A 26345-nucleotide genomic window follows, 5' to 3' on the forward strand; every position below is an offset into this window, starting at 1 on the left:
CAGCCCCTAGAACACGACGACCGAACGGATGCTCTCGCCCGAATGCATCAGGTCGAACGCCTTGTTGATGTCGTCCAGGGGCAGCACATGGGTGATGAGCGGATCGATGGCGATCTTGCCGTCCATGTACCAATCGACCATCTTCGGCACATCGGTGCGACCGCGTGCCCCGCCGAAGGCCGAGCCCTTCCAGACGCGGCCGGTGACGAGCTGGAACGGCCTTGTGGCGATCTCCTTGCCCGATTCCGCGACGCCGATGATGATGCTCTCTCCCCAGCCGCGGTGGCAGCATTCAAGCGCCTGGCGCATGACCTCGGTGTTGCCGGTGCAATCGAAACTGTAGTCCGCGCCGCCGTCGGTGGCGTCGACGACGGCGGCGACCACCTTGTCCGACCCGATCTCGCGCGGGTTGATGAAGGCGGTCATGCCGAACTGCCGCGCCATCTCGGCCTTGGACGGGTTGATGTCGATGCCGATGATCCGGTCGGCCCCCGCCATGCGCGCACCCTGGATGACGTTGAGGCCGATGCCGCCGAGCCCGAACACCGCGACATTGGCACCCGGCTCGATGCCCGCCGTCCAGATGGCGGCCCCCACGCCGGTGGTGACGCCGCAGCCGATGTAGCAGATCTTCTCGAACGGTGCGTCGGACCGCACCTTGGCGAGGGCAATCTCGGGCAGCACGGTGAAATTGGAGAAGGTCGAGCAGCCCATGTAGTGGAAGATCGTCTGTCCCTTGTAGCTGAAGCGGCTCGTGCCATCGGGCATCAGGCCCTTGCCCTGGGTTGCGCGGATGGCGGTGCAGAGGTTGGTCTTCTGGCTGAGGCAGCTTTTGCAACTGCGGCATTCAGGCGTGTAGAGCGGGATGACATGGTCGCCGACCTTGAGCGAGGTGACGCCCGGGCCGACTTCGCGGACGATGCCCGCACCTTCATGGCCGAGGATCGAGGGGAAGATGCCCTCGCTGTCCTTGCCTTCGAGCGTATAGGCATCGGTGTGGCAGATGCCGGTGGCGATGATCTCGACGAGCACTTCGTGCGCGCGGGGGCCTTCCAGATCGACCTCGACGATTTCGAGCGGGGTGTTGGCGGCAAAGGCGACCGCGGCGCGGGTTTTCATGGATCGTCCCCGTTGGTGCCAAATCTGGCGCGGACTTGGGGATTGCCCTAATCGGGCGGCAGGGTGAAGTGCGAATTTGCGCGCGGCGATATTGCCGCCACTTGATTTTTTGCGCTTTTGGGCGTCGCGACTTGATTTTTTGCGCCTTTCGGCGCATGGCGCTGCATCCCCGCTGGCCGAGTAGCGGGTTTCGATCCCCCACAGCCAATTCACGACAAGGCGGACCTTCATGACGCAACCTACCACCCTTCGGGGCTTTTGAGCTGCATGCCAAAAGAAGAGATTATCAAGATCGAAGGTGAAATCACCGAAATCCTGCCCGATGGCCGGTTCCGCGTCCGCCTCGAAAACGACCATGAGATCATCGCCTACACCGCCGGCAAGATGCGCAAGAATCGCATCCGCTCGATCGTGGGTGACCGGGTGCATGTGGAAATGACCCCCTATGACCTCGACAAGGGCCGCATCGTCTTCCGCGAGAAGACGACCCCCATGCCGATGAACCAGCGGCGCTTCTTCCGCCGTTGATCGGAGGCCACGGGTTGGTTTTACGGGATTGGCTTGAGCGTGCTCCAACAACCCTCCCCCGACCCCTCCCTGGAAGGGAGGGGAGAATAACGGATCAGGCGCGGAGCAGCGGCTGGGTGAGGCAGTGGGGGCCGCCGTGCCATGCCCAGAGCTCGCGCGCCGGGAAGGTATCGACGATCAGCCCGTCCTTCTCCAGTGCCGCTTTGGTCATCGGGTTGCCCGCATAGGCGATGACGCGGCCGGGCCGGGCCTGCACCACGTTTGCCGCCTGGCGCCGCAGCTCGGGATAGACCGTCGCCATGAAATGCGCGAACACCGCCTGATCGCCTTCGGGGCTTGCGCCGCCGACAAAGGTGAACTTCCAGCCTTGCGTGCGAAGATAATCGACGAGCTTCATCTCGCCAAGATCTTCGGGGGTGCCGCTGCCGCGCTTCCACAGCTTCACCCGGCCGAATTCCTTGAGCATCTCGAGCGACTTCTCGGCATCTTCGGGATCGATCATGCCCTGGGTGCGCGCACCACGGACGAAGCGGCTGAGCGGGTTTGTCTCGGCATGGGCCTGCTCGAGCAGCCAGGGCACGCAGAGCGCATGGCCGGGGGCCACTTGCGTGAAATAGGTGTCGAGGTGGAGCAGCAGCACGCGCAACTGCTGGACCGGGAACTCCAGCCCCGGCCGATCGGGGCGGATGAAATCCTGGCTGTAGGTCTGCACCGTCAGCACGTCGCAATCGAGCCGTTTGGCGAGCAGCGGCCCCATGCGCGGATCGGTGCGGTTGCCGGTGCCCAGCAGCAGCAGGTCGGGCCGGACGAACATGGCGTCGCCGCCTTCGATGGAAATGCCTTCGGACAGCGCGTCGAAGGCGATGGGATAATCCTTCAGTAGCGGCGAATGCGCATAGCAGAAGCGCAGCAGCATGTTCTCGCGGCGGCGGCGCCCCGAGGCGGAGCGGCACATCACCAGCCCGGCGGGTGCCATGAAGGCGCTGTCGCGCGTCCACATCGTGCTGAGCGTGGTATCGGCGTAGTGACGATAGTCGCCATCGTCGCGAAGCCGGTTGCGGATGGCGGGGTCACGGCCGAGGATGGTGGCGGCGGTCACGCGGTCGGCATCGAGGCCGAGGCCCGGGAAGGCAGTGCGCAGCCAGGTTTCGAAAATGCCCGAGCGCCGTGTCGCGGCAATGGCGCCGGCAAGGGCATCGGCGACTTCGATCGTCTGCGCGCCCTGCGCCTTGAGAAGCCGTATCAGCCCGGCCTGCTGCTCGGTGGCAACCTCCATGTCCGATTCAAGGCCGGGAACGGCGTTTTCGGAGAGGCGGTCGAAGCCATCATCCTGCGGCACGATCGAGTGGACGAGGACGGTCTTGAGCGCGCCGATGTCCGAGCTGAGGAAGCGGCTTGCCCCAGTCTGGGCGAAGGAGGGGGCGGCGGCGAGGGCGGCGCCCGCTGCGACCCCGCCCATCAGCCCGCGCCTTGAGATTTCCATGCCCCTGCCCCCCGGTGTGCGCTGCTAGCGTTTCGCCTTGGCGGCGGTGGGGGCGAAACTGTCCCCGAAATAGTCCCCGGCGTACCACAGGGGTCGCTGTTTGCCATTGGCGACGCGGCGCACGATATCGGTGTTGAGGCGGGCGAACTTGGCCGCCGCGGTCCAGTCGAAGGGCTGGTTCAGGTCGTCGCCCAGCTCGTGATAGCGGTTGAGGCGGAAATCACGCTCGGCGGCACCGCAGGTCTGGCCGCCCTTGCTGTCGGAATGGCCGGTCTTGAGGAACACGGACGGAATGCCGGCGCGCACCATCGGATAATGGTCCGAGCGGGTGAACACCGCTTCCTCGGGCTGCGGATCGGGGGAGACGGTGAGCCCCTCCCCGCGCGCGGCGGCGGTGACGGGGGCGATGAGCGTCGAGCGCTCGGCCCCGAAGGCGACGATATCGCCGAAATCGCATGAGAGGATCGGCATGTCGATGTTGACGACGCCGACCACCCGGCCGATCGGCAGCGTGGGGTTGCGGCTCCAGTAATCGGCGCCGAGCAGGCCGCTCTCTTCCGCGGTGGTGCCGAAAAAGAGGATGCTGCGTGCCGGGCGCTTGCCGCTGGCGATGATGCGCGCCGTTTCGATCATGGTGGCGGTGCCGCCGGCATTGTCCATGGCGCCGTTGTAGATGTTGTCGGTGCCCGGCGGGGCATCGGCCTTGATGCCGATATGGTCGGTATGCGCCTGCACCAGCACGATTTCCTGCGCCAGCCGAGGGTCGGCACCCGGCAGGAGGCCGAGCACATTGGGGCTGGTGATGCGCACGATCTTCTGGGCGCGGGTGATGGTGAGGGTGCCGGGGAGATCGAAGCCCTTGACCGGGCCCTTGGCGGCGGCTTCGAGCGCCTGCTGGAAGCTCATGGGTGCGCCTTCGAACAGCGCCACGGCGGCGCCCTCCCCGAGCGTGCCGCGCACCTTGAGTGCTGCGCCATCGCCGAGCGGCGCGCCATCGGGGCCGAGCATCGAGCGCGACGAGGCGCGGCCGCGCGACGCCACCTTGTCGAATGGAATCCGGCCCTGCTCCTGGAAGGTGCGGACCTGGATGAGGCCGACCGCGCCGTTCTGCACCGCGGTCACTGCCTTGCTGGTGCGCGCGAGATGGGCGGCGGTTTCGCTGTTCATGCCGGGGTGGGCGCCGCTGAGCGCCACCACGATCTTGCCGCGCACATCGATGCCGGCGAAATCGTCGATGCCGAGGCTGGTATCACGCAGGCCGAAGCCGACGAAGACCAGCGGCGCGGTGATGGTTTCGGCCCCTTCGACATTGCCGGGGGACATCACCAGGTCCTTGCCGTTGAGCCACTCGGTCTTGCGGCCACCGCGGGTGAGCACCATCGTCTCGCGGTCGCTCGAAAAGCTGCGTTCGGCAAAGCTGATGCGCTGGAACCAGCCCTCGCTGCCGGCCGGCTGCAGCCCGAGCGAGGCGAACTGCGAGGCCACATAGCGGGCGGCGATCTCGTGGCCACGCTGGCCGAGGCCACGGCCTTCGAGCAGATCGTCGGCGAGGAAGCGGACATGGCCTTCGAGCGCCTGGGCGAGCCGGTCGGGCTCGGCGGCGTTGCCGGGCGAAAAGAGGAGGCTGGCCGCTGCTGCGGCACCGAGAAAGGATGTTTTGCGCATTGGAGAACGCTAGCAAGCACCTTAGGTGAGTGCAAACAGCTTGTTTATGCGGAGAGAGTGATGCGGGTTCTGGTTGGTTTGGGGGTTGTGGCGACCCTGCTCTGCACGACGCCGCTCGCCGCCCAGACGACAGCAGTCCCGTTGGCCGAGCCGGCGCCGATTGCCGAGCTGGTGAAGGCAGTGGACATTCCCTACGAGGACTTCACGCTGAAGAACGGACTGCGGGTGATCGTGCACACCGATCGGAAGGCGCCGATCGTGGCGGTGAGCGTGTGGTATCACATCGGCTCGAAGGACGAGCCGGCGGGCAAGACCGGCTTTGCGCATCTGTTCGAGCATCTGATGTTCTATGGCTCGGAGAACAACGACGGCGTGTTCTTCAAGAAGCTCGACAGCATCGGGGCGACGCAGCTCAACGGCACCACCTGGTTCGACCGCACCAACTATTTCGAGAATGTGCCGACACCCGCGCTCGAGCTGGCGCTGTTCGTGGAATCGGACCGGATGGGCTATCTGCTCGGTGCGGTGACGCAGGAGAAGCTCGATGCGCAGCGCGGCGTCGTGCAGAACGAGAAGCGGCAGGGGGACAATGCGCCGCTCGGGCTGACGCAATATGCGACCCTGAAGGCGCTGTTTCCGGAAGGGCACCCGTATCGGCACTCGACGATCGGCAGCATGGCCGACCTCGATGCGGCGAGCATGGACGATGTGCGCAGCTGGTTTCGTGCAAACTATGGCCCGAACAATGCCGTGGTGGTGCTGGCCGGGGACATCGATGCGGCTGCCGCGCGGCCACTGATGGAACGCTATTTCGGCGCCATCCCGCGCGGGCCGGAGGTGAAGCGCATCCCGGCGCCGGTGCCGCGCTGGACGACCACGCGCAGCGAGACGCTGAACGACACGATTCCGACGCCGCGCCTTTCGCGGACCTGGACGCTGCCGGGGCAGACCGATGCGCAATCGACGCTCGCGGACATTGCGCTGACGGTGCTCGCGGGCGGTGCCTCGTCGCGGCTCTACAATGATCTGGTGCGCGACCGGAAGCTGGCAGTGAGCGTCAACGGCGGCGCGCAAGCCTATGAGAAGGTGGGCTGGGGCTCGATCAACGTCACGCTGGCGCCGGGTGCGGACCCGGCGGCGGTGGAGGCGCTGCTCGATGCCGCGGTGTCGACCTTCCTGCGCGAGGGGCCTACCGAGGACGAGCTGGCGCGCGTTGCCAGCCGTGCGGTGGCGGGCACCATCCGCGGGCTGGAGGCGGTAGGCGGCTTCGGCGGCAAGGCGGCGACGCTGGCCGAAGGGGCGCTTTATGCGGGCGATCCGGGCTTCTTCAAGACCGACCTCGCTCGCTATGCCGAGGCCACGCCGGCAGCGGTGCGCGATGCGGCGCGCGAATGGCTGGCGCGCGGGGACTATCGGCAGACGGTAATGCCGGGTGCCCGCCCTGCGGCCGAGGAATCGGCACTCCGCGCCGCCACCACGGCAGCGCCGGCCGCGGCGCCGATCGCGCGCGTCGCGCGGATGCCCGAGCCGGCGGTGACGGGCCTGCCGGTGCTCGCCGCCCCGGTGATCGAGCGGGCGACGCTGGCCAATGGCATGAAGGTGGCGCTCGCCACGCGCGATGCGGTGCCGACGGTGCGCATCCTGGCGAGCTTCGAGGGCGGGCGGGCCTCGGACGATCCGGCGCGGCCGGGGCTGGCGACAATGGCTGCGGCACTGATGGACGAAGGCGCCGGCGGCCGCAGCGCCACCGCGATTGCCGAGGCGCGCGAGCGGCTGGGCGCCAGCATGGGTGCCGGCGTGGGGCAGGACCGGATCGCGGTCAGCCTCGATGCGCTCAAGCCCAATCTCGATGCGTCGATGGCGCTCTTCGCCGACATGACCCGGCGTCCGGAATTTCCGGCGGCCGAGACCGAGCGGGTGCGCGGCCAGATCCTCACCGGCATCGCCCGCGAGCTGACCACGCCGGCGAGCATTGCCGGCCGCCTGCTGCCCGCCGAGCTGTATGGCGCCAGCCATCCCTATGGCCTGCCGACGACCGGCACCGTCGACAGCGTCAAGGCGATCGGCGTTGCCGAGCTGAGAGCCTGGCACGCGCGCTGGGTCCGGCCGGACAATGGCGAGTTCTTCGTGGTGGGTGACATCACCATGGCGGAGCTGAAGCCGCTCCTAGAACGGCATTTCGGGGACTGGCAGCCGCCGGCCACGCCGCGCGGCCTTGCGGCCGTGCCGGTGGCGTCGATTGCCACCAGCCCGAAGATCATCTTTGTCGATCGGCCCGGCAGCCCGCAAAGCTATATCCGCGGCGGCGTGCTGCTGCCGCTGAGCGGGCGCGACGATCCGATTGCCTTGCAGGCCGCCAACAGCGTGCTCGGCGGGCTCACCTCGTCGCGGCTCAACACCAATATCCGCGAGACGAAGAACTGGGCCTATGGCGTCGGCTCGATCGTCACCGACCCCAGCGGCCAGCTCAGCTTGCAGATCGTGGCGCCAGTGCAATCGGACCGCACCGGCGATGCACTGGCGGCGATGATCGCCGATGTCGCGGCGCTGGGCAGCGGGTCCCGCCCGCTCACCGATGCCGAGCGCGCCGAGGCGATCGACGGCAGCATCCGCTCGCTGCCCGGCAGCTTCGAGAGCGGCAATGCGCTGCTCGGCGCGCTCGCCAAGAACGCCGTGCTCGGCCGGCCCGACGATTACCACGCGCGGCTGACCGACCGGCTGCAGGCGCTGACCACCGCCGAGCTGAACGAATCCGCCAAGCTGCTCTCGACCGACCATTTCACCTGGGTCGTGGTGGGAGAGGCGAAGACGGTGCTGCCGCAACTCGAGAAGCTCGGCCTTCCGGTCGAGGTGCGCACCCTGCAATAGCGCGGGGTTACTCAGGCAGCAGAGGCCGCCCTTCGAAGCGCGCGACGGCATGCTCCACCACCTTGCCAAGCGCCTCGTCGGAGAAGAAGCCGCCGGGGATCAGGCAGGTCTCGATGAGCACCCGGCGGAAAGCTGCAAAGGTTTCGGGATCGGGGGGCACCGGGCGCTGCCAGAAGGCATCGAGCCCGTCCTGGAAGGTGATGTCGGCAATGTCGTACACCGCATGGCCGAGGACGACGACCGGCACCCCCATCGCCAGCCCCAGCGTGCCGGTGGTGCTGTTGATCGTCACGATGCCGCGCGACAGCCGGGCGAGCCGCTCGATATCGCCGAACGCCAGATAGTCCACCCGGTCGGCAACGCCGAAACGCTCGGCGATGTCGCGCGTCTCCTGTTCCCAGTTGCGCACGCCATTGTCGAGCGGATGCTCCTTGACCACCAGCCGCACGCCCGGTGCTGCGTGCGCGGCGAAGGAGCCGAGCACGGCCTTGAGCGCATCGGCAATGCCCACAAAGGGTGAATGCATCCGGATCTGCGCATCCGAATCGAGCTGCAACGGAAACAGGAAGAATGCCTGGTTCTGCGCCTCGATCCGCGCCGCCATGGCAGCGCCGGCAGCGTTGCGCGCCTTCTGCCGCAGCAGCTTGCGTGACCAGCCCGCGCCCTCGACGAGCGGATGCCAGGGGCGATGATTGCTCCAGTGCGGATAGTGCCAGCGGCTGAGGACATCGCCGAGATTGTAGACAAGACCCTCGATCGCGCGCCGCCGGAACGAAGACAGCACCTTGCGATGCTCGGGCACCGGTGGCAGCGACGCCGCGGTACGGCGGTACCAGTCCGGATCGCGCGGCAGCGAGGAGTTGCCGTTGACACCGCCGCGCTCCATCGTCACCCAGTCGGGCCGGATATAACCTTCTTCGAAAACATGTACCGCCACGCCCAGATCCCGGCAGATGCGGATGGCGGCCATGTGATGATCACGGCAATCGCCGAACAGCATCACATCGGTCACCGCGTGCGCGCCGACCATCGACGTGAACGCAGCCGGCCAGTCTTCGAGCGTGCCACAATAATCGATCCCGCCCGAAAGCCGCCAGAAGACACGGTCCCCGCCGTTGAAGTTGACCTTGTGGACGGTGTGGCCGGCCTGCATCAGCCTTTGCCCCAGCCGCCGGAACATGGGGCCCATCAGCCCCTGCAGCAGCAGCACGCTGCGCGACGGGAGGGCGGTCAGGGATGCAGGAGCCGCCACGCTTTCAACGAGCGACATAGGGGGTCGGGCAAGCATCGTTCAAGGTTCCGCAACAATCTTACTGCAGGGGGCCGGTAACCATAGCCACAGTCGTTGCCGTTGGAAAAGCGATATCGGTCGCCGCAACCAGGCTGCAAGGGGGCTGGCGTGATGACAAGATATGGTCGTGTCGCTATGCAGGCCGACCGCGAGCGGATGCAGCGCGCACGGTCTGGAGCACGCCGCAGGCATGGAACTGGCATCGATTCTGGCAGCCATGCTGGCAACCGCGCTGCTCGCCGACAGGGCGGTACGGCCGCGCGCGCGCGGGCGTGGCCGAAGTGCAGCCGGCACCGCCATGCTGGCGCTGATGACGATGGCGCTGTTCGGCGGCTTTCTCGCGCTCAGCGGGCATGTGATCGCAGCGGCGCTGTTTGCGTCGCTTCTGGTTGCAGCGCTGGCGCTCGTGTCCAACGCCAAGAACGCCGTGCTCGGCGAGCCGCTGCTGTTTTCCGACCTGGCGCTGCTGGGCGCGGTCTTCCGCCACCCGCAATTCTATGTGTCGGCGCTGCACCGGTGGCAGATCCTGCTGCTTGGCGGCGGCGCTGTGCTGCTGGTGGCGCTGCTCGCTGCGGCGTTTGTGCCGGCGGCCGCTCCGCATGTCATCGGCGGTGCCGTGGCGGCGGCCGCGCTCGCCGCGCTCTGGCTGCTGCAGCATCTCGCCCCGATCGCGGTGGTGCCCGACACCCATGCCAATGTCGGCCGCCACGGCCTGCTGCCCACGCTGTTGCTGCACGGCCTTGAATGGCGGCGCGCGACCGATCCGCCACCATGCACCGCGCCGCCGGTCGAGACCGACATTTCGCTGATCGTCATCGTCCAGTGCGAATCCTTTGCCGATCCGGTGGAGCTCTATGGCGATGCCGCCCTCGCCCTGCCCGGCCTCGCGCGTGCCAGGGCCGGCGCCAGCCGCTGGGGAAAGCTGCTCGTGTCGGGCTTCGGCGCTTATACGATGCGCACCGAATATGGCGTGCTGTTCGGCCGCAGCGAGGCCGAGCTCGGCTTTCGCCGCTTCGATCCCTTCCTCACCGCCATCGGCGAGGCCAGCCATGCCCTGCCCGCCCGGCTCGGACCGAAGCGCTGGCGGCGGCTGTTCGTCCACCCGCACGACATGCGCTTTTACGGCCGCGACCGGATCATGCCCGCCGCAGGTTTCGACGAGCTCATCGGCGAGGCCGGCTTCCCCCCTCCCGGTGCGGGCGAGGGCCGCTATGTCAGCGATGCCGCGATCACCGACCGAATCATCGCGCTGGCCGGCGCCGCGCGCACCCCCATGCTCATCCATGCCGTGACGATCGAGAATCACGGCCCCTGGCCACCCGGGCCGGCCAGCGACGCGCAGCAGCAGGGCGCATGGCTGCCGCTGGTGCGCCGGAGCGACGCGATGCTGACGGCGCTCGCCGACGCGCTGCAGGGGCTCGGCCGGCCGGCACTGCTCGTCTTCTACGGCGATCATCGGCCCAGCATCCCCGGCGTGTCGATGCCCGGCGGGGAGCGGCACACCCCCTATGTCATCCTCCGCTTCCACGCCGATGCCGGCTCCGGCAGGAGCGATGGCGGCCCGCAGGACCTGACCCCGGCCGAGCTTCACCACGCCATCCTGGCAGAACTCGCGCGCTGAAACCGCGGCGGGCGTCACAAGTTCCAGCAGCTGCAAAAACAATCTGGAGCAGTGGACGCGTCGCCTGTCACAAAATCGTAATTTTCGCTTGATTCCCCTGTCCCGTTTATTGCCGTTTTTTACCAACCGGGTTCACTGTTGCTGAATTGCCGCAGCGCAGAACCGCTCTGCCGGACCTTCCTTGACAGCTTCAGGCGCTTCCTGTTGAACCATGACCATGCTGTCCGATGGTGTATCTCGAGTAAGGCTCTTTCGAAATCCGTGGCTTGAACGGCTCACGGTGCTGTCCTTTCCGGGATTCGTCGGCCTGTGGTCGGTCGCCATCCCGGTCATCTTCTGGGTGGCCTGGGGGTCGGCGGGGGTCTTGCAGGCGAGCGCCATGGTGCTCGGCGGCCTGCTGTTCTGGTCCTTGACCGAATATGTTCTTCATCGCCATGTCTTCCACTGGAAATCCGACTGGCCGCCGCTCGCTGCGCTGCTGTTCATGATCCATGGCAATCACCATGCCGTGCCCAATGATCCGCTGCGCAACCTGATGCCGCCGCTGGTCAGCATTCCGGTGCATCTGCTGTTCTTCCTGTCCTTCGACGCACTGATGGGCCCGACAGGCATCTGGTTCTTTGCCGGGTTCATCATCGGCTATGTCAGCTATGATTTCGTGCATTACACGACTCACCAGTGGCCCGGTCGCACGCGGCTCGGCAAGCTGTTGAAGCGCAATCACATGCGCCATCATTTCGCCCGGACCGAAGGCAATTATGCGATCACCGCGATGTTCTGGGACCGTGCCTTCGGCACCCGGATCGATCGGCGGAACGAGGAGCAGCGCGAAGGCCGGGTGGCTGCCCGCATCGATCAGCAGGAGTCGGTGTCCTGATGCAACGGCCCGGCGGGCCGGCTCAGCACGAAGTCGAGCAGTGCCTGCATGTCCGCGAACAGCGGCGCCTGCGGCACGCCCGCTCGTGCTGCATCCACGCCATAGCCCCAGGCCATGAGCGCGATCGGCAGGCCGGCGGCGGCCGCCGTGCCGACGTCGACCATCGTGTCTCCCACATAGAGCGTCCGCTGTACGTCCGCGCCCATCGCCTGCAGCGCCAGCAGGGCGGTGTGTGCCGCGGGCTTGCGCGGGCGGCCGGCGCTGGCGCCGATGATGGCGCGAAAACGGCCCGCCAGCCCCAGATCTTGCAGGATCTTGTCGCACAGCGGCTGCGGCTTGTTGGAACAGATGCCCATTACCACGCCGGCAGCCTGCAGCCGGGCCAGCCCCTCGGCAACGCCCGGAAAGGCGAGATCGGGCGGGGTGGCCACGACGGCATGGCGGGCGCGGAAGGCGGCAATTTCGGCTGCAGGGTCAGTGCAGTGCGGGCCCATCACCGCCGCCAGCATCGCTTCCCCGCCGATGCCGTCCATGGCTCGCACCACCGCCGGATCGGCCACCACCGCGATGCCGCGGTCCGCCAGCATCGCATCGATGATCGCGCACGTCAGCCGGCTGCTGTTTACCAGGGTGCCGTCGAGATCGAACAACAGGCCGGTGATTTCGGCCGGGATCGGAGCTGCGCTTGCCATCGGCGCGCACTCACGACCTGGCGGCGGGTGTGTCAAGCGGCAGCAAGGTGCGATCCGTCGTGATTGACCGGTCACGAACCGCTGGATTAAGGACGAGTTATGACAGCATGCCGCCGCAAGAGAGTATCATCATGTTGCGATTGACAGGCGAACTGCACCAGAAGATCGGCCGCGAAGTCATTGAACTCGAAGCCAATGCACTGAGCGCACTGGCAGAGATGATCGGTGAGGATTTCTCCGCCGTGGTCGGCGAGATTCTGGGTTGCCAGCAGCGCGTGATCGTTTCGGGCATCGGCAAATCGGGGCATATCGCCCGCAAGGTCGCCGCAACGTTGGCAGCCACCGGCACGCCCGCCAACTTCGTCCACGCCGGCGAGGCGGCGCATGGCGATGCCGGGATGGTGATGCCGGGCGATCTGCTGCTGGTCTTCTCGAACAGCGGAGACACGGCCGAGCTGCAGCCGCTTTGCCATTATGCCCGGCGAATCGGCTGCCGGCTGGTGGGCGTATCGCGCAACCCCGATTCGCTCCTCATGCGCATGGCGGATCTGGGGCTGCAGCTCCCCGATGTGCCCGAAGCCTGTTCGGTGAGCCTCGCGCCCACCACATCGGCGACGATGATGCTGGCGCTGGGCGATGCGCTTGCCGTTGCCGTCATGCGCTCGCGTGGGCTTTCGGGGCACGATATCCGCGCGCTGCATCCGGGTGGCGAGATCGGCCATCGGCTGCGCAGCGTCGCCGATGTGATGCACGCCGGGGACCGTCTGCCGCTGGTCGCCGCCGACACGCCGATGACATCGGTGCTGATGACGATGACCGAGAAGCGCCTCGGCATGACCGGTGTCGTCGATGGCGAGCAACGGCTTGTCGGCATCATCACCGATGGCGACCTGCGTCGCCGGGCGCCCGACCTGATGCGGTGCACCGCCGCCGACATCATGACGCCGGACCCCAAGACGATTCCCCGCGGTGCGCTGATCGACGAGGCGCTGGCGATGATGCGCGCGCATCTCATCACGGTGCTGTTCGTGGTGGACGAGGACGCCCCGCTCGCCCCGCTCGGCGCCGTGCAGATCTTCGATATTGCCGCACCCCCGCAGCCGATCGGCTGAGCCGTGCCCCGCATCGCGATCATCATTCCGGCGCGCTTCGCGTCCACCCGCTATCCCGGCAAGCCGCTTGTCGATCTGGCCGGGCCCGAAGGCCGCACGATGGCGCTCATCGACTGGACCTGGGCTGCCGCCACTGCCGTGCCGGGTATCGCCGAAGTGGCGGTCGCCACCGAAGACGAGCGGATTGCCGACCATGCGCGCGCGCGCGGCATGGCGGTGATCATGACGCCCGCGCATTGCAGCAACGGCACCGAGCGCTGTGCGGCGGCGCTGCAGGGGCTGGCGGCGGTGCCCGATATCGTCGTCAATCTGCAGGGCGATGCGCCGTTGATCCCGCCTGCCATGGTCCGCGCCGTGATCGACATGGTCGCCGCCGACCCCGACCTTGCGATGGCGACTGCCGCGGTGCCGGCCAGCCCGGCGGTGCTCGGGCATCTGCAGGAGGATGCCCGCCATGGCCGGGTGGGCGGCACCACGGTCGTCTGCACCGCGCAGGGCCGGGCGCTGTACTTTTCCAAGTCGATCATCCCGCATGTGCCGGCGGGCACCGAGCCGGCGGCGCCGGTGCTGCTCCATGTCGGGCTCTATGCCTATCGCCCGGCGGCGCTTGCCGCCTATGTCGCCGCCGGAGCCTCGCCGCTCGAGCGGCAGGAGGGGCTGGAGCAGCTGCGCTTTCTGGAGGCCGGCATCGCGCCGGGAGTCGCCATCTGCCCGGCACCCGCATGGGACCTGATCGAGCTCAACAACCCCAGCGACCGGCCCTTGGTGGAAGCCCAGCTTCGCCGCCGCGCGCAACAGGCGGTGCCGGCATGATCGCCGGCTTCCACCGCGCCGCGGGTGCCCCGCCCTTCCTGATCGCCGGGCCGTGCGTGATCGAGAGCGAGGCGCTGTGCCTCGGCATTGCCGAGCGGCTGCGCGCGATGGCGGACCGGCTGCAGATGCGCGTCATCTTCAAGGCGAGCTTCGACAAGGCCAACCGCACCTCGGTGAGCGCGTTTCGAGGCCATGGCCTGGAGGAAGGGCTTCGCGTGCTCGAAAAGGTGCGCCGCGAGACCGGGCTGGCGGTGCTGACGGATGTGCACCTGCCCGACCATGTGAAGCCGGTGGCGCAAGTGGTGGACATGCTGCAGACGCCGGCGTTTCTCGCGCGCCAGACCGACCTCATCACCGCCGCCGCCGCCAGCGGCCGGCCGGTCAACATCAAGAAGGCACAGTTCATGGCGCCCGCCGACATGGGTGCCGTGCTCGGCAAGGCCCGCGCCGCAGCGGAGGCTGCCGGTGCCGATCCGGCCGGGCTGATGCTCTGCGAGCGCGGCTCCAGCTTCGGCTACAACAATCTGGTGGTGGACATGCGCGGGCTCGTCATCATGCGCGAGCTCGGCGTGCCGGTAGTGTTCGATGCCACCCACAGCGTGCAGCTGCCGGGCGGCGGCGGCGATCGCTCGCTCGGCCAGCGCCAGTTCGTCGAGCCGCTGGCGCGCGCCGCAGTGGCGGTGGGGGTGGACGGGCTGTTCATGGAAACCCACCCCGACCCCGAGGCAGCGCTGTCGGACGGGCCCAACATGGTGCCGCTTGATGCGCTCGAGGGCCTGATGCAGCGGCTGATCGCCATCGCCGCACTGGCGTGAAGGCGCGAGCCATGACTTCGCCCACCGCACCGCTGCTCGCCATCCCGCCGTTTCCGGGCGCGCGGCGGCCATGCTTTGCCGTCCCCGCCGAGGCCGGCGTGGTGGATGTGCAATCCATCCTGTCGCAGCTCGCTGCGGCGCGGGTCGGCGGCTGCTATTGGGGGGCCCGGCCGGTGCTGCCGCCACAGCCTTTCGTGCTCGACGGCCATGCCGTGCCCGCTGCGGGCAGCCAGCCCTGGCCCGCCGATGCCGACCCCTGGCACATGCTCGCCGGCGCCGAGGAAGTGCGGCTGCCCGACGATGATCCCCGCATCGTGCTCGCGGTTGCCGCCGGCCGGCCGCTGCGCATCGGCAGCCGCGAGCGCCAGGCGGGAGCGGACGAGGTTGCCCGGCTGGTCGCCGATCATTTTGCATCCTGGCGCTGGATCGATCCGTTCAGCGGGGAGGCCATCACGCTCGAAGCCGCCATCGCGCTCGCCGGCTTCTGGCGGCAGGCGATCGACACCAACCGGCCGATTACGGCGGCAATGGGCTTCGCCTATTGGAAGAAACCGACCGTTGCCCCCCTGCTGTGGGGCGGCCAGCCGGTCGATTTCGCGCGCACGCTGCCCGCCGGCGGCGAGCAGGCCGTTGCCATCTGGCGTGCCCGGCTGTCCACCTCCCAGGCGCGCGCCCTCGAACGCGAGCGGCCACGGCTCCTCGAAGTCGAGGACGGCTTCATCCGCTCGGCGGGGCTGGGGGCGGATTGCGTGCCGCCGCTGTCGATCATCGTCGATGGTGAAGGCGTGCACTTCGATCCACGCCGGCCGAGCGGGCTGGAACAGCTGTTGCAGGCGGGGAACTTCCCGCCCGCCCTTCTCGCTCGCGCCGCGCGGCTCCGCGAGGCCATTGTTGCGCATGGCCTGTCCAAATATGCGCGCGGCGAGGCTGTGCCCCTGCCCCGCCCCGGTGGCGCGCGGCTGCATGTGCTGGTGCCGGGGCAGGTGGAGGATGACCGCGCGGTCACCAGCGGCGGCGCGCTGGCCTCCAACCTCGAACTGCTGCGCCGCGCGCGCGCCGAGGCGGGACCCGATGCCTGGCTCATCTACAAGCCCCACCCCGATGTGCTCGCCGGCCATCGTCGCGGCCACGTGCCGGCCGCCGACATGGCGGCGCTCGCCAACGAGGTGGCGACGCACACGCCGATCGCCGACCTGATCACGATGGTCGATGCGCTCCACGTCAACAGCTCGCTCGCCGGCTTCGAGGCGCTGCTGCGCGGCAAGGCTGTCACCGTCCACGGCGTCCCCTTCTACGCCGGCTGCGGGCTGACCACCGACCGCGGCCCGGTGCCGCCGCGCCGCACCGCCCGCCGCAGCCTCGACGAACTCGTCGCGGCGGCGCTCATCCTCTACCCTCGCTACCTCGACCCCGAGACCGGGATTCCCTGCCCCGCCGAGGTGCTGGTGCAACGCCTTTCAGCAGGCAGTGACAGGATCAACGGCAATGCCACGGTTATCGCCGCACGGCGGCTGCAGGGCCGCGTGCGCCGAAGCTTTTCTGGCCTCAAGGCAAGCTGACGGGATGGGTTAGATCGGCAGTTCGCACCATATTGACATAGTTGTATTTTTTTGTCGAATTAGTCTTGGCAGATGCAAGGGCCGTTCACCACGTCACGTCAAGGCAGCAAGATTGCGATGCAATACCGCTAAATGCTTTTGTAATTTGATTGCATATAATTTATTTTGATTGGATCAAGCGTGCCTTATCGTCTGGATATTCCCGGCCAAATCACCGAGTTCCAGCTTCGCGCCATTGAGGCAGTCGCGGCCCTTGTTCCGGATGGCGGTTGTGTCGTTGAAGTCGGATCGCTCTTCGGCTTGTCGAGCTGGGCGTGGGCGAAAAGTGTGCCGCCCAATGCTACCGTCCATTGTGTGGATCCATGGGAGGGCAATGAGGGTGTTCGACAGCTCGAAGAGGTTCATGGCGTCAAATATGGCATCGAGCAGTTCCGCGAATATCTCGCCGATTGCGATAACATAGTTCCGATTAAAGCGTATAGCCCGGAAGACGTGCAGGATTGGTCGAGTCCGGTCGATCTCTATTACGAGGACGCTGTCCATAACGACCCCGTTCTCTCGCGGAACATCGATTTCTGGACGGCAAAGCTGACGCCGAATGGCATCGTCTGCGGCGACGACTATCGTCCGCGCTTTCCGGACGTGCGGGCGGCGGCGGAGGCGCAGGCGCGACGGCTGGGCCGCAAGCTCTGGGTCGTCGATTTCTTCTGGTGCGTCCTGCCCGATCCAGTGGCGGTGCCGGCAGCCGCCGCCGTGGCCGAGATACTAGCGGGCTTTGCTGAGGAGGTGGCGCAGGCGCGGTTGAAGATGCCGCAGAAGATCGTCGTCGGCCCGCTGGTGCCGTTGCCGTCCACCTTGAGCGATCCTGCCCCGCGGCGCATCCGCTTGGTGAATGACGGCCCATCCCCCTGGCCCGCCGAGGCCGCAGGGGAGTTGCGCATGGCGTGCGAGATATTGACCGCCGAGGGCACGCTCGTCGCCCGTCAGGAGCATGGCCTCGGCCTTGAACAGCTCGTGTATGACGCGCCGGTCGATATGGCGGTGATGCTGCCGTTCGGCCAAGGCCTGCCGCATCGGGCGAAGGTGCGGTTCACGCTGCTGGCGCCAGAAGGCGAGGCGTACCGGCCGGCGCCGTTCGAACAAGCTGTTCTCATCGCCGCGGCGGAGCCACCAGCTTTCAACATCGGCGACATATTGCGGTTCGGCCAGGGCGGCGGCGGAGATTTGCTGCTCGGCGACGGGTGGAACGCGGCCGAGCGTGCCCATCGCTGGAGCAAGGGGGTGCAGGCTGAGATCCAGATCGACCTGCCCGCAGCAATACCGTCGCGAGGCTGGCTCAACCTGAAGCTGCGTCCCTTCTTGGCCGGCGGCGTCACCACCCAGAGGCTGACGATCATGGCGGGCGGCGTCGAGATTTTTGCCGTCGGGCTCGGCGGTCCTGCCAGCCTGTCGGTTCCGGTCGATCTTGCCGCCGCCGGAGGCCGGCTGGCCGTGCGCATGATTTTTCCGGATGCCTGCCGTCCGAGCGACATGCTGCCGGGCAATGCGGACCGTCGCATGCTAGCCTTTGCCTTGGAAGCGCTTGCGCTGACGGATCATCCCCTGACGTTGTGACTTGCAACTGAATCCCGAAAGATCATTTCGAAATGAACGCGTACAATTTCCCCCAGCCAGCAGGCCGTCCGTCGGTCCATATCGTGTTGTCCGACAAGGGCTGGATCCTTGAGCGGCTGGCCAAGGAGATTGCCGACCGGCTGCCTTATGTCACCTACGGGCTGGCGCCGGATCCATCGGCCGCAATCCAGTATTACGTCACCTACGGCTGCCGCAACGCCCGCGTATCGCCGATCGAGATCGCCTTGTTCACCCACCGCGAGGAGGATGCCGGAGCGGGCGCGCGCTTCGACGCGGTGGCGCGCGAGGTCGATCACGCCGTTTCGATGTCGAGCGGCACCGCCAGACTGATAGAGGCGCTGGGGGTGGCGCAACACAGCTGCATCATGCCGGGCGTCGATCTCGACATGTTCCATCCCAGGCTGAAGATCGCGGTGGTCGGCCGCACCTACCACACCGGCCGCAAGGGCGAGGCGCTGGTCAGCGCGGTGATGGACGTGCCCGATATCGAATGGCACTTCACCGGCCCCAGCTGGCCCGGCCCGGCGGAGCATGTGGCGGACGAGGATCTGCCGGATTTCTACCGCTCGATGGATTACATCCTCGTGCCGGCGCTCAACGAGGGCGGGCCGATGAGCGTGCTCGAGGCGCTGGCCTCCGGTGTGCAAGTGATCGCCTCCACTGTAGGCTGGGTGCCCGATTTCCCGCACATCCCGTTCGAGCGCGGCAATGCGGCGTCTCTCCGCCAGGTGCTGATGAACCTGCGCGCCGAACGGATGAAGTTGCGCGCGTCGGTGGAGCACATGACGTGGGACAATTGGGCTGCGCAGCATGACGAGCTGTTCCGCAAGCTGATCGCCACGCTTGGCGGGACGGTCGTCGCGCCGATGGCGGGCTTGCGACGCGTGGGCCGGGTGGCGCTGGTGACACATGGCATCGAGGACACGACGCTCGGCGGACCGAGTGTACGCGTGCCGAACACGGCACGGGCGCTGCGGGCGCTGAACGTGGATGCCAGCGTGATCTACAATCGTGGCCGCGACATGGCCTCGGCCGACATCGTCCATGGCTTCAATATCTGGCTGCCGAAGACGGCGGTCGCAGTCGCGCGCGAGGCGAAACGGCTCGCCAAACCGCTGATATTCTCCCCGATCATGCTCGACCTGTCGGAAGGGCCCTTGTGGCAGACGGATGCGTTGCGGACGTTCCGTCAAGCCCGTACGCCGGAAGAAGCGGACGCGCTGATGCGGTGGCATGGCGAGATCCAGTGCGAGCGCGAGCGGCTGCACCCCCCGGTCGAACCCGAGCCCGGCTATCATGACATGGTCCGCGAGATCGCCGATCTGTCCGACGGTTTGATTTTCCTGAGCGAAGCGGAGCGCCGCGTTTTTCGCCGGACTGTGGGCGAAACCGACACGCCTGAATTTCTTGTTCGCAACCCGGTAGATGCCGCCTATTTCAGTGGTGGCAATCCCGATCTGTTCCGCGACGCCTACGGTCTGCGGGATTATGTGCTGTGCATCGGCAGGATCGAGCCGCGCAAGAACCAGCTGATGCTCGTCAGTGCGCTCGCCGGAACGGGGCTGCCGGTGGTTCTGGTCGGTCATGGCGCGCATGCCGAATATGCCGATCTGGTGAAGCGCTTCGGCGGGCCGGAGCTGCTGATGATCGATCGGATCGATCCTGGCTCCGAGATGCTGCGTTCGGCGATTGCTGGCGCGCGGGTGTTCGCCCTGCCGAGCTGGGCCGAGGGCGCGCCGTTGGCGGCGCTCGAGGCGGCGGCCGCAGGGGCCAACATGGTCCTGAGCGACCGCTCGGGCGAGCGTGAATATTTCGGCACGCAGGCGCGGTACTGCGATCCCGCCGACATGTCCTCCATCCGTCGTTCGGTTCTGCAGGCATGGGAAACCCCGCTCGATGCGGTGCAGGCCCGGATGCTCGCCGAACGAGTGGCAGAGGAATATGCCTGGGAGCGGCACGCGCGCGAAACGCTCGACGCCTATGAGGACGTTCTGGCACGGCAACATCCGATCCTGTCGGCGCCGGACGATGATCCGGCGCCGCCCGCTCCCCGCCAGCCGGTCGACATCATCCTCGACGTGACGACATGGGCCAACAATTCGACCACCTTGTCCGGGATTGTCCGCGTCGAGCGATCGATCGCGCTCGAACTGCTGGAGCAAGCCGATCTGCGACTGCGTTTCGTCATGTATCTTTCGTCGACCACCGGATTTGTCGAATTGCCCCACGAGGTCATCGAGAACGATCTGGTGTCCGTTTATGTCGGGCAGCTCAAGGCCCGCGATTTGGGTGAACGGTCGACACTGCGCCTGCCCCATGGCGGAGATCTGATCGCGGTCGGCAGCAGCTGGATGCAGAATGCCGATTACTCGCTGGAACTCAAGCAACTGGCGCAGGACAACGCCCTCACGCTGTCCGTATTGATGCACGACATGACGCCGGCGCTGTTCCCGCGCTGGTATCTTGCCGGATACAGCACGACGTGGGAGCAGAACTGCGCCGAGATGATTGCCAACGCGGATCGGCTGCTCGTCTATTCGGAAAGCACGCGCAACGATGTGACAGCGTTCGCGCTGGCACATGATATCGTGCCGCCGGTCATCGGCAAGATCCGGCTGGCCGACGAGCTCGGCACGCTCGACACGGCCACCACGGACGAGGGCGAGCAGGCGCGCCGGTTGTTCGGCAATCGCTCCTTCATCCTGAGCGTTGGCGGCATCCACCTCCGCAAGAACTACGCACTGCTCTACGACGTCTGGCAGATTCTGCGCGAAGAGATGGGCGATGCCTGCCCTCATCTCGTGATCGTCGGCGGTGTCCTGGAACGGTGGCGAGCTGGCTCGGGTGATGCTCGGTGACCCCAAGGTGAACAAGCATATTCACATCCTCGAGAATATCGACGACGGCACGCTCGGCTGGCTGTACGAGAACGCCCTGGCGACAGCTTATCCATCGCTTTACGAAGGCTGGGGGCTGCCGGTGGGAGAAAGCCTGGCATACGGCAAGATCTGCCTCGCTTCGAACGCATCCTCGATCAAGGAAATCGCGCCCGAGATCACCGATCTGATCGATCCCTTTGACCGGCGGCGCTGGGCATCGATGATCCGCCACTATGCCGGGTCCGCCTCGGCGCGGGCGCGGCGCGAACAGATGATCCGCGACACATTCGTCAGCACGAGCTGGCAGGAGACGACCCGGCAGATAATCGACGCCTTGTCCCACCCGACGATGAAGCAACCGGCGCGCGCGTATAATCTCGGGGACATCGCCAACGTTACGCGGGACGGAGATGGCAGGCATTATCTCGGCTCCGGCTGGTATCAGCGCGAGAAATGGGGGTGCTGGGCGAAGCAGATCAATCCGTCGCTCAGGCTGAAGTTCGTGCACGCGCCCGACGAGGAGCTTGTCCTGTCGGTGCTGGCCAAGGTGCTGAAGCCGGCCGATGCGTCCCGCCGCTACGATGTACGGGTGAACGGCACGGTGGTGGCGACATGGTGTTTCCCGCCCGTCGCATCGGCCGGTGCGGAAGGCCAGCAGGTCCTTCTGCAACGCGCGGTCATCCCGGCTTCGCTCGCGACATCGGCTAGCGAGATGACGATCGAGTTCATCGCCGACAGGCTCACGCCGGTACGCGAGGTTTCACCCGCAACGGTGGACCGGCGCAGCCTCGGGCTGGGGCTGGTGACGTTCCTGATCGAGGCCGGTTCACGCATGGGCGACACGGCGGTGCTGCTGAGCACCCGGCAGCCGGTCCGCGATGCTCTGGGCGCGGGACCAACATTGGACTTGCCCCGCATGCTGACCGACAGTAGGCACCGCCCATCACCAATGATGGACGACTGGATTCGCGATCTCGCGCATATCCGCCGATTTGGCGCTCCGCTCGGAACCGATGGCACGGCCGCTGTAAATGGCAGTGTGATACTGGCGCTCGGGCTGGCGCGGGTGCGGTTCGACAGAGACCTAACCATCAGCCTCATCGTCGACGCCCCCGCCGCGACAAGCGGGCAGGCACTGACGATCGGAGTATTCGTGAACGACCGATGGCTGCAATCCATCGTGCTCGACAGCTATGCTGCGGTCCAGTTTGACATCGTCGTACCAAGGGCCATGGTGACGGAATTCGATCCGCTCAACCTGTCGCTGTTGGCCTCGGGCAAACCCGGGACGGCGCCTGCGTTCATCGTCAGTGCGCTGCGTCTCGGCCAAGGCATGGTCCTGTCCAGTGAGCGGCGGGTGATGTTGGCGACTGATCAATCGCTGGCGATCGGAATAGCGCCGCACCGCCAGCTACCGCCGATCAATATGCTGGATGGCGGCTGGTACGGCGTGGAAGACGAGTGCCTGTGGTCGATCGCGCAGCAGGGGCGGTTGCGCTTCGCCGTCTCGCCGGCCAAACGGACGGCGCTAGCGATCGAGCTGGAGATGGACCGCATAGCAAGCGGTCGCGATGACGACCGGATCGATATCGTGACGACGGAAGGCAATACGGTTGCCTCGGTTGCCTTCCCACCGGACCGGCCGGGAGTCCGCAAGGTCATCGTGCCCATTGCACTTGAAGACGATGGTTCGAGCGTTATCGAGCTCGGGCTGGTGCCAAACAACCCGGCGTGGCCCAGTCGCACCGATCCGGCTGCCGATCCCCGCCGCCTGGGTGTGCGCCTGTTGTCCATAAGCCCGATCGAGTTCCGTTGCAGCGAGGCTAATCGCGAGCTGGTGCCGGCGGCGCCGGGTGACTTGCCGGTGCGGCTGCTCGAGGGATGGCACAAGATTGAAGAGGCCGGTGCCTGGTCGGATGCGCCGATCGCCAGGGTGGCCTTCCATGTGGAGAAAGATGCGCAGGCGCTTGTAGTTGTCGGCACGCTCAGGCCCGATGTGGCAGCGGAAGCAACCGTAGCGATCACGATCGCGGTGGACGACGGACCGGACGAGACTATGTGGATCGAGCCGAAGGACGGCAGCGACTACAGCCTGACCTTGCCCCCGCTGTCCGTTGGCGTTCATACCATAGCGATCAGCGGCATCGAACCGCACAGTCTGCACGAACTTGGCTTCAGTGAGGACCGGCGGGCCCTAGGCATTTGGCTGTCGGCAATCCGGCGCGAGCCGCAGCGGGATGTGGCGATGGCGGAAATAGTCGGGGATGCGATCACATCAGTCGTCTAAAGCGGTTTTCGATCAGTTTGGGTCATATCTGCAGGAGCTGAAATAGTTGTCGCATTCTCGAGGTTGGAATATGTCGACGAGCTTGCCGATGACGTCCCAGAAGCCGGAGACGGTTCGTTCACCAATCTTTCTGAGCATGGCGTTGAGGCGCGAGAAGGCCTTTTCGATCGGATTGAAGTCAGGGCAGTACGGCGGAAGGAAGCGCAGGGTTGCACCGGCCGCTTCGATCCGTTCGCGAACCGCGTCACGCTTGTGGCTCGACAAATTATCGATGATGACGGCGTCACCGGGCCGCAGTTCGGGCACGAGAACGTGGGCGACACAGGCTTTGAACCAGTCGCCGTTGATGGGCCCGTCCAGCACCATCGGCGCCACCATCCCGGTCATGCGCAGCCCGGCCACCAGAGTGAGAGGTGGCTCGGTAAATCTGCACAGTCGGCTAAGTGGAGTTTCTGCCTGAACGCGGCCAGGATGGCTTCTGAACAGGAGATCAGATGACGAAGCGAACACGCCGGAACCACAGCCCGGCTTTCAAGGCGAAGGTGGCCTTGGCTGCCGTGAAGGGCGAGAAGACGCTGGCCGAGTTGGCGCAGCAGTTTGACGTTCACCCGAACCAGATCACGACCTGGCGAGGGCAGTTGCTGGAAGGCGCTGCCGGGGTATTCGGATCGGACAGCCACGCTGAGCCTGCAGAACCGGCGATCGACGTGAAGACGTTGCACGCCTAGATCGGCGAACTCACGCTAGTGAACGATTTTTTGTCCGGGGCGCTCGGCAAGGCGGGACTGTTGCCGAGCGCAAAACGATGATCGACCGATCGCACGCGCTGCCGGTGACCCGGCAGGCGCGGGAACTGGGGATCAGCCGCGGCAGCGTCTACTATCTGCCGCGGCCGACCTCGGTTGCCGACCTGGCCATCATGCGACGGCTTGACGAGCTGCACATGGATTTCCCGTTCGCGGGCAGCCGGATGCTGCGCGACCTGCTTGCCGCCGACGGCGTCAAGGTCGGCCGCCTGCATGTGTCGACGCTGATGAAGAAGATGGCGATCGAGGCGATCTACCGGCGGCCGAACACGTCGAAGCCAGCGCCGGGGCACAAGGTCTATCCCTATCTGCTGCGCAAGCTGGCGGTGACGCGGCCCAACCAGGTCTGGGCGACCGACATCACCTACATCCCGATGGCGCGCGGAGTCGTCTACCTCATCGCCATCGTCGACTGGTTCAGCCGCCGGGTCTCGGCTTGGCGGCTTTCGATCACGCTGGATACGGACTTTTGCATCGAGGCACTGGAGGAAGCGCTGGTGCGCTTCGGAGCCCCGAAGTTCTTCAACACCGACCAGGGCAGCCAGTTTACCAGCCTGGCGTTCACCAACGTCCTGCTCCGTGAGAAGGTTGCGATCAGCATGGACGGCCGCGGTGCCTGGCGGGACAATGTGTTCGTCGAACGCCTTTGGCGAACCGTCAAATACGAGGAGGTTTACCTGCGAGCATACGGCTCGGTCAGCGACGCCAGGGCTTCGCTCGGCCGATATCTGACCTTTTACAACGGCCGGCGCCCGCACTCCTCGCTTGACCGCAAGACCCCCGATCACGTCTACTTCAACCAACCGCTTCTCGCAGCGGCATGAAACCGGCAGCCGCTCCACTTAGCAATCGCGCGGGGCTGTGCAGATGAACCGAGCCACCTCTCTGCGCCGCGTGGGCCAGACCCGCCGACAACTGTTCAATGCTATCGACAAGCCGGCTTTGAAGCCATTGCCGCTCGAGTTCTATGTGTTCGCCGAATGGCGGATGCGGCGCGCCGGGCTCGATTATCACGTCGAGATCGAGCGCCACTTCTAGTCGGTGCCATATCGCTTCGCGCGGGAGGCTGTCGAAGCGCGGATGATCGAGCAGTTCCACAAGGGCGAACGCGTTGCCTCTCACATGCGGGGATCGGGCAACGGTCGCCATACCACGACGCCCGATAACATGCCGTCGTCACACCGGCGGTTCGCCGACTGGACCATCGAGCGGATCACGCGCGAGACCGAAGCGATCGGACCGTGCGCGGCGCTGCTGTGCGAGAAGATCCTCGCCGATCGCCCGCATCCCGAGCAGGGCTTCCGTGCCTGCCTCGGCATCGTCCGCCTGGTCAAATCCTCTGGCCAACCTCGCGTCGAGGCGGCGTGCAGCCGGGCACTCGATATCGGCGCCCGCACCTACGGTTCGGTCAAGTCGATCCTCGACAAGGGGCTCGATCGCGCCGCCGACACCGGCCCGGCGACCGATCGCACGAGTGACTGGTCGGTCGATCATCCCAACATCCGGGGTCCCCGCTATTACCACTGAAGGAGAACAACATGTTGCAACGTCCAACCCTTAACCGCCTCGACGCCATGGGGTTCGCCGGCATGGCGAAAGCGTTCGCCGAGCTTGCCGGCAACGCTGAGGCCGAGCGCCTGACCCATCCCGAATGGCTGGCGCTGCTACTCGACCGGGAATGGAGCTTCCGGCACGATCGCAAGCTCGCCGCCCGATTGCGGTTCGCCAAGCTGCGTCACCAGGCAGCGCCCGAAGACGTCGATTACCGTAGCAGCCGCGGGCTCGACCGGGCGCTGTTCATGAAGCTCATCGCGGGCGACTGGATCGCAGCGCACGACAATCTGGTGATCAGCGGCCCGACGGGTGTCGGCAAGAGCTGGCTCGCCTGCGCGCTCGGCCACAAGGCCTGCCGCGATGATCGCTCTGTGCTTTACCAGCGCGTTCCAAAGCTGTTCTCGAGCCTGGCGCTGGCGAGCGGCGATGGCCGCCACGCGCAGATCCTGGCCAAGATGGGCAGCGTCCAGTTGCTGATCCTCGACGACTGGGGCCTTGAGCCGCTCGATGCCAACGCCGTCACGACCTGCTCGAAATCCTCGAGGAGCGTTACGGCCGCCGCTCGACGATCATCACCAGCCAGCTGCCGATATCGGCTTGGCATCAGGTCATAATCGATCCGACTTACGCCGATGCCATCCTGGACGGTCGTGTCCCAGGTGGTGGTGTAGGTCGCGGTTGGCCATCGGCGATCTTCGGTTAGGTTTGGGTTGCAATATCCAACCAACGGAGATCACCGAT

General features: G+C 66.4%; 16 protein-coding genes and 4 pseudogenes. 14 read left to right on the forward strand and 6 right to left on the reverse strand.

Translation table 11 applies throughout. From position 1 onward, the window contains the following. Positions 1–6: 6 nt before the first annotated feature. A complete protein-coding gene (locus FHS79_RS12250) occupies positions 7–1119 on the reverse strand; it encodes an S-(hydroxymethyl)glutathione dehydrogenase/class III alcohol dehydrogenase (RefSeq protein ID WP_184200361.1) in 1113 nt (370 codons plus the stop codon). 267 nt (positions 1120–1386) lie between these two features. On the opposite strand from FHS79_RS12250, the gene infA reads away from it, so the two are divergent. Continuing rightward, positions 1387–1647 carry a translation initiation factor IF-1 gene (infA, locus tag FHS79_RS12255; protein ID WP_184200365.1) on the forward strand — a complete coding sequence of 87 codons (261 nt, stop codon included), beginning with the start codon at positions 1387–1389 and terminating at the stop codon, positions 1645–1647. 94 nt (positions 1648–1741) lie between these two features. Here the strand turns inward: infA and FHS79_RS12260 are convergent, their stop codons facing one another. Beyond that, on the reverse strand, positions 1742–3130 hold the full coding sequence (locus tag FHS79_RS12260; protein WP_184200368.1) for an arginine deiminase family protein: 1389 nt from the start codon (positions 3128–3130) through the stop codon (positions 1742–1744). A gap of 24 nt (positions 3131–3154) precedes the next feature. Beyond that, positions 3155–4795 carry a M28 family peptidase gene (locus FHS79_RS12265; RefSeq protein WP_184200371.1) on the reverse strand — a complete coding sequence of 547 codons (1641 nt, stop codon included), beginning with the start codon at positions 4793–4795 and terminating at the stop codon, positions 3155–3157. Positions 4796–4855: 60 nt separating this feature from the next. Between FHS79_RS12265 and FHS79_RS12270 the strand changes: the two genes are divergently transcribed. After that, positions 4856–7663: a M16 family metallopeptidase gene (locus FHS79_RS12270; RefSeq protein ID WP_184200373.1), complete on the forward strand. Its 2808-nt coding sequence runs from the start codon at positions 4856–4858 to the stop codon at positions 7661–7663. Between the two features lie 7 nt (positions 7664–7670). Here the strand turns inward: FHS79_RS12270 and FHS79_RS12275 are convergent, their stop codons facing one another. Beyond that, a complete protein-coding gene (locus tag FHS79_RS12275) occupies positions 7671–8933 on the reverse strand; it encodes a capsule biosynthesis protein (RefSeq protein ID WP_184200376.1) in 1263 nt (420 codons plus the stop codon). Between the two features lie 211 nt (positions 8934–9144). On the opposite strand from FHS79_RS12275, the gene FHS79_RS12280 reads away from it, so the two are divergent. Next, entirely contained in the window at positions 9145–10575 is a 1431-nt protein-coding gene (locus tag FHS79_RS12280) for an LTA synthase family protein (RefSeq protein ID WP_243452855.1), read from the forward strand. Positions 10576–10786: 211 nt separating this feature from the next. Continuing rightward, positions 10787–11452, forward strand: a complete 666-nt coding sequence (locus tag FHS79_RS12285; protein WP_184200379.1) for a sterol desaturase family protein — start codon at positions 10787–10789, stop codon at positions 11450–11452. Here FHS79_RS12285 and FHS79_RS12290 read toward each other — a convergent pair. After that, the gene (locus FHS79_RS12290; protein ID WP_184200382.1) at positions 11431–12144 is read right to left on the reverse strand and encodes an HAD family hydrolase; all 714 of its coding nucleotides are present in this window, start codon (positions 12142–12144) and stop codon (positions 11431–11433) included. The two genes, FHS79_RS12285 and FHS79_RS12290, sit on opposite strands and share 22 nt — an antisense overlap. A gap of 131 nt (positions 12145–12275) precedes the next feature. Between FHS79_RS12290 and FHS79_RS12295 the strand changes: the two genes are divergently transcribed. The 7 genes from FHS79_RS12295 to FHS79_RS12325 all read left to right on the forward strand — a co-directional run bounded on the left by FHS79_RS12295 (position 12276) and on the right by FHS79_RS12325 (position 23244). Next, positions 12276–13256, forward strand: a complete 981-nt coding sequence (locus FHS79_RS12295) for a KpsF/GutQ family sugar-phosphate isomerase (RefSeq protein ID WP_184200385.1) — start codon at positions 12276–12278, stop codon at positions 13254–13256. 3 nt (positions 13257–13259) lie between these two features. After that, entirely contained in the window at positions 13260–14069 is an 810-nt protein-coding gene (locus FHS79_RS12300; protein WP_184200388.1) for a 3-deoxy-manno-octulosonate cytidylyltransferase, read from the forward strand. Then, positions 14066–14884 (forward strand): 3-deoxy-8-phosphooctulonate synthase, encoded by an 819-nt coding sequence (gene kdsA / locus FHS79_RS12305; protein ID WP_184200390.1) that lies wholly within the window; start codon positions 14066–14068, stop codon positions 14882–14884. Before FHS79_RS12300 ends, kdsA begins: the two co-directional genes overlap by 4 nt. 11 nt (positions 14885–14895) lie before the next feature. Next, complete coding sequence (locus FHS79_RS12310; protein WP_184200393.1) at positions 14896–16443, forward strand: capsular polysaccharide export protein, LipB/KpsS family; 1548 nt, start codon at positions 14896–14898, stop codon at positions 16441–16443. A 180-nt stretch (positions 16444–16623) separates the two neighbouring features. Beyond that, positions 16624–18057, forward strand: coding sequence for a class I SAM-dependent methyltransferase (locus FHS79_RS12315; protein WP_184200396.1), 1434 nt, complete (start codon positions 16624–16626; stop codon positions 18055–18057). An 83-nt stretch (positions 18058–18140) separates the two neighbouring features. After that, a complete protein-coding gene (locus FHS79_RS12320) occupies positions 18141–20936 on the forward strand; it encodes a glycosyltransferase (RefSeq protein ID WP_207792338.1) in 2796 nt (931 codons plus the stop codon). Then, on the forward strand, positions 20926–23244 hold the full coding sequence (locus FHS79_RS12325) for a glycosyltransferase (protein ID WP_184200402.1): 2319 nt from the start codon (positions 20926–20928) through the stop codon (positions 23242–23244). Before FHS79_RS12320 ends, FHS79_RS12325 begins: the two co-directional genes overlap by 11 nt. Before the next feature lie 12 nt (positions 23245–23256). Here FHS79_RS12325 and FHS79_RS12330 read toward each other — a convergent pair. Beyond that, positions 23257–23652, reverse strand: a pseudogene (locus tag FHS79_RS12330) (transposase); the annotation flags it as partial. A gap of 86 nt (positions 23653–23738) precedes the next feature. Here FHS79_RS12330 and FHS79_RS12335 point away from each other — a divergent pair. The 3 pseudogenes from FHS79_RS12335 to istB all read left to right on the forward strand — a co-directional run bounded on the left by FHS79_RS12335 (position 23739) and on the right by istB (position 26307). Further along, positions 23739–24874, forward strand: a pseudogene (locus FHS79_RS12335) (IS3 family transposase). Between the two features lie 55 nt (positions 24875–24929). After that, positions 24930–25577, forward strand: a pseudogene (locus FHS79_RS12340) (Mu transposase domain-containing protein); the annotation flags it as partial. A 62-nt stretch (positions 25578–25639) separates the two neighbouring features. After that, positions 25640–26307, forward strand: a pseudogene (gene istB / locus FHS79_RS12345) (IS21-like element helper ATPase IstB). Positions 26308–26345: the final 38 nt, after the last annotated feature.

The organism is Polymorphobacter multimanifer (genome assembly GCF_014205635.1).
GTDB classification, from domain to species: Bacteria; Pseudomonadota; Alphaproteobacteria; order Sphingomonadales; family Sphingomonadaceae; genus Sandarakinorhabdus; species Sandarakinorhabdus multimanifer.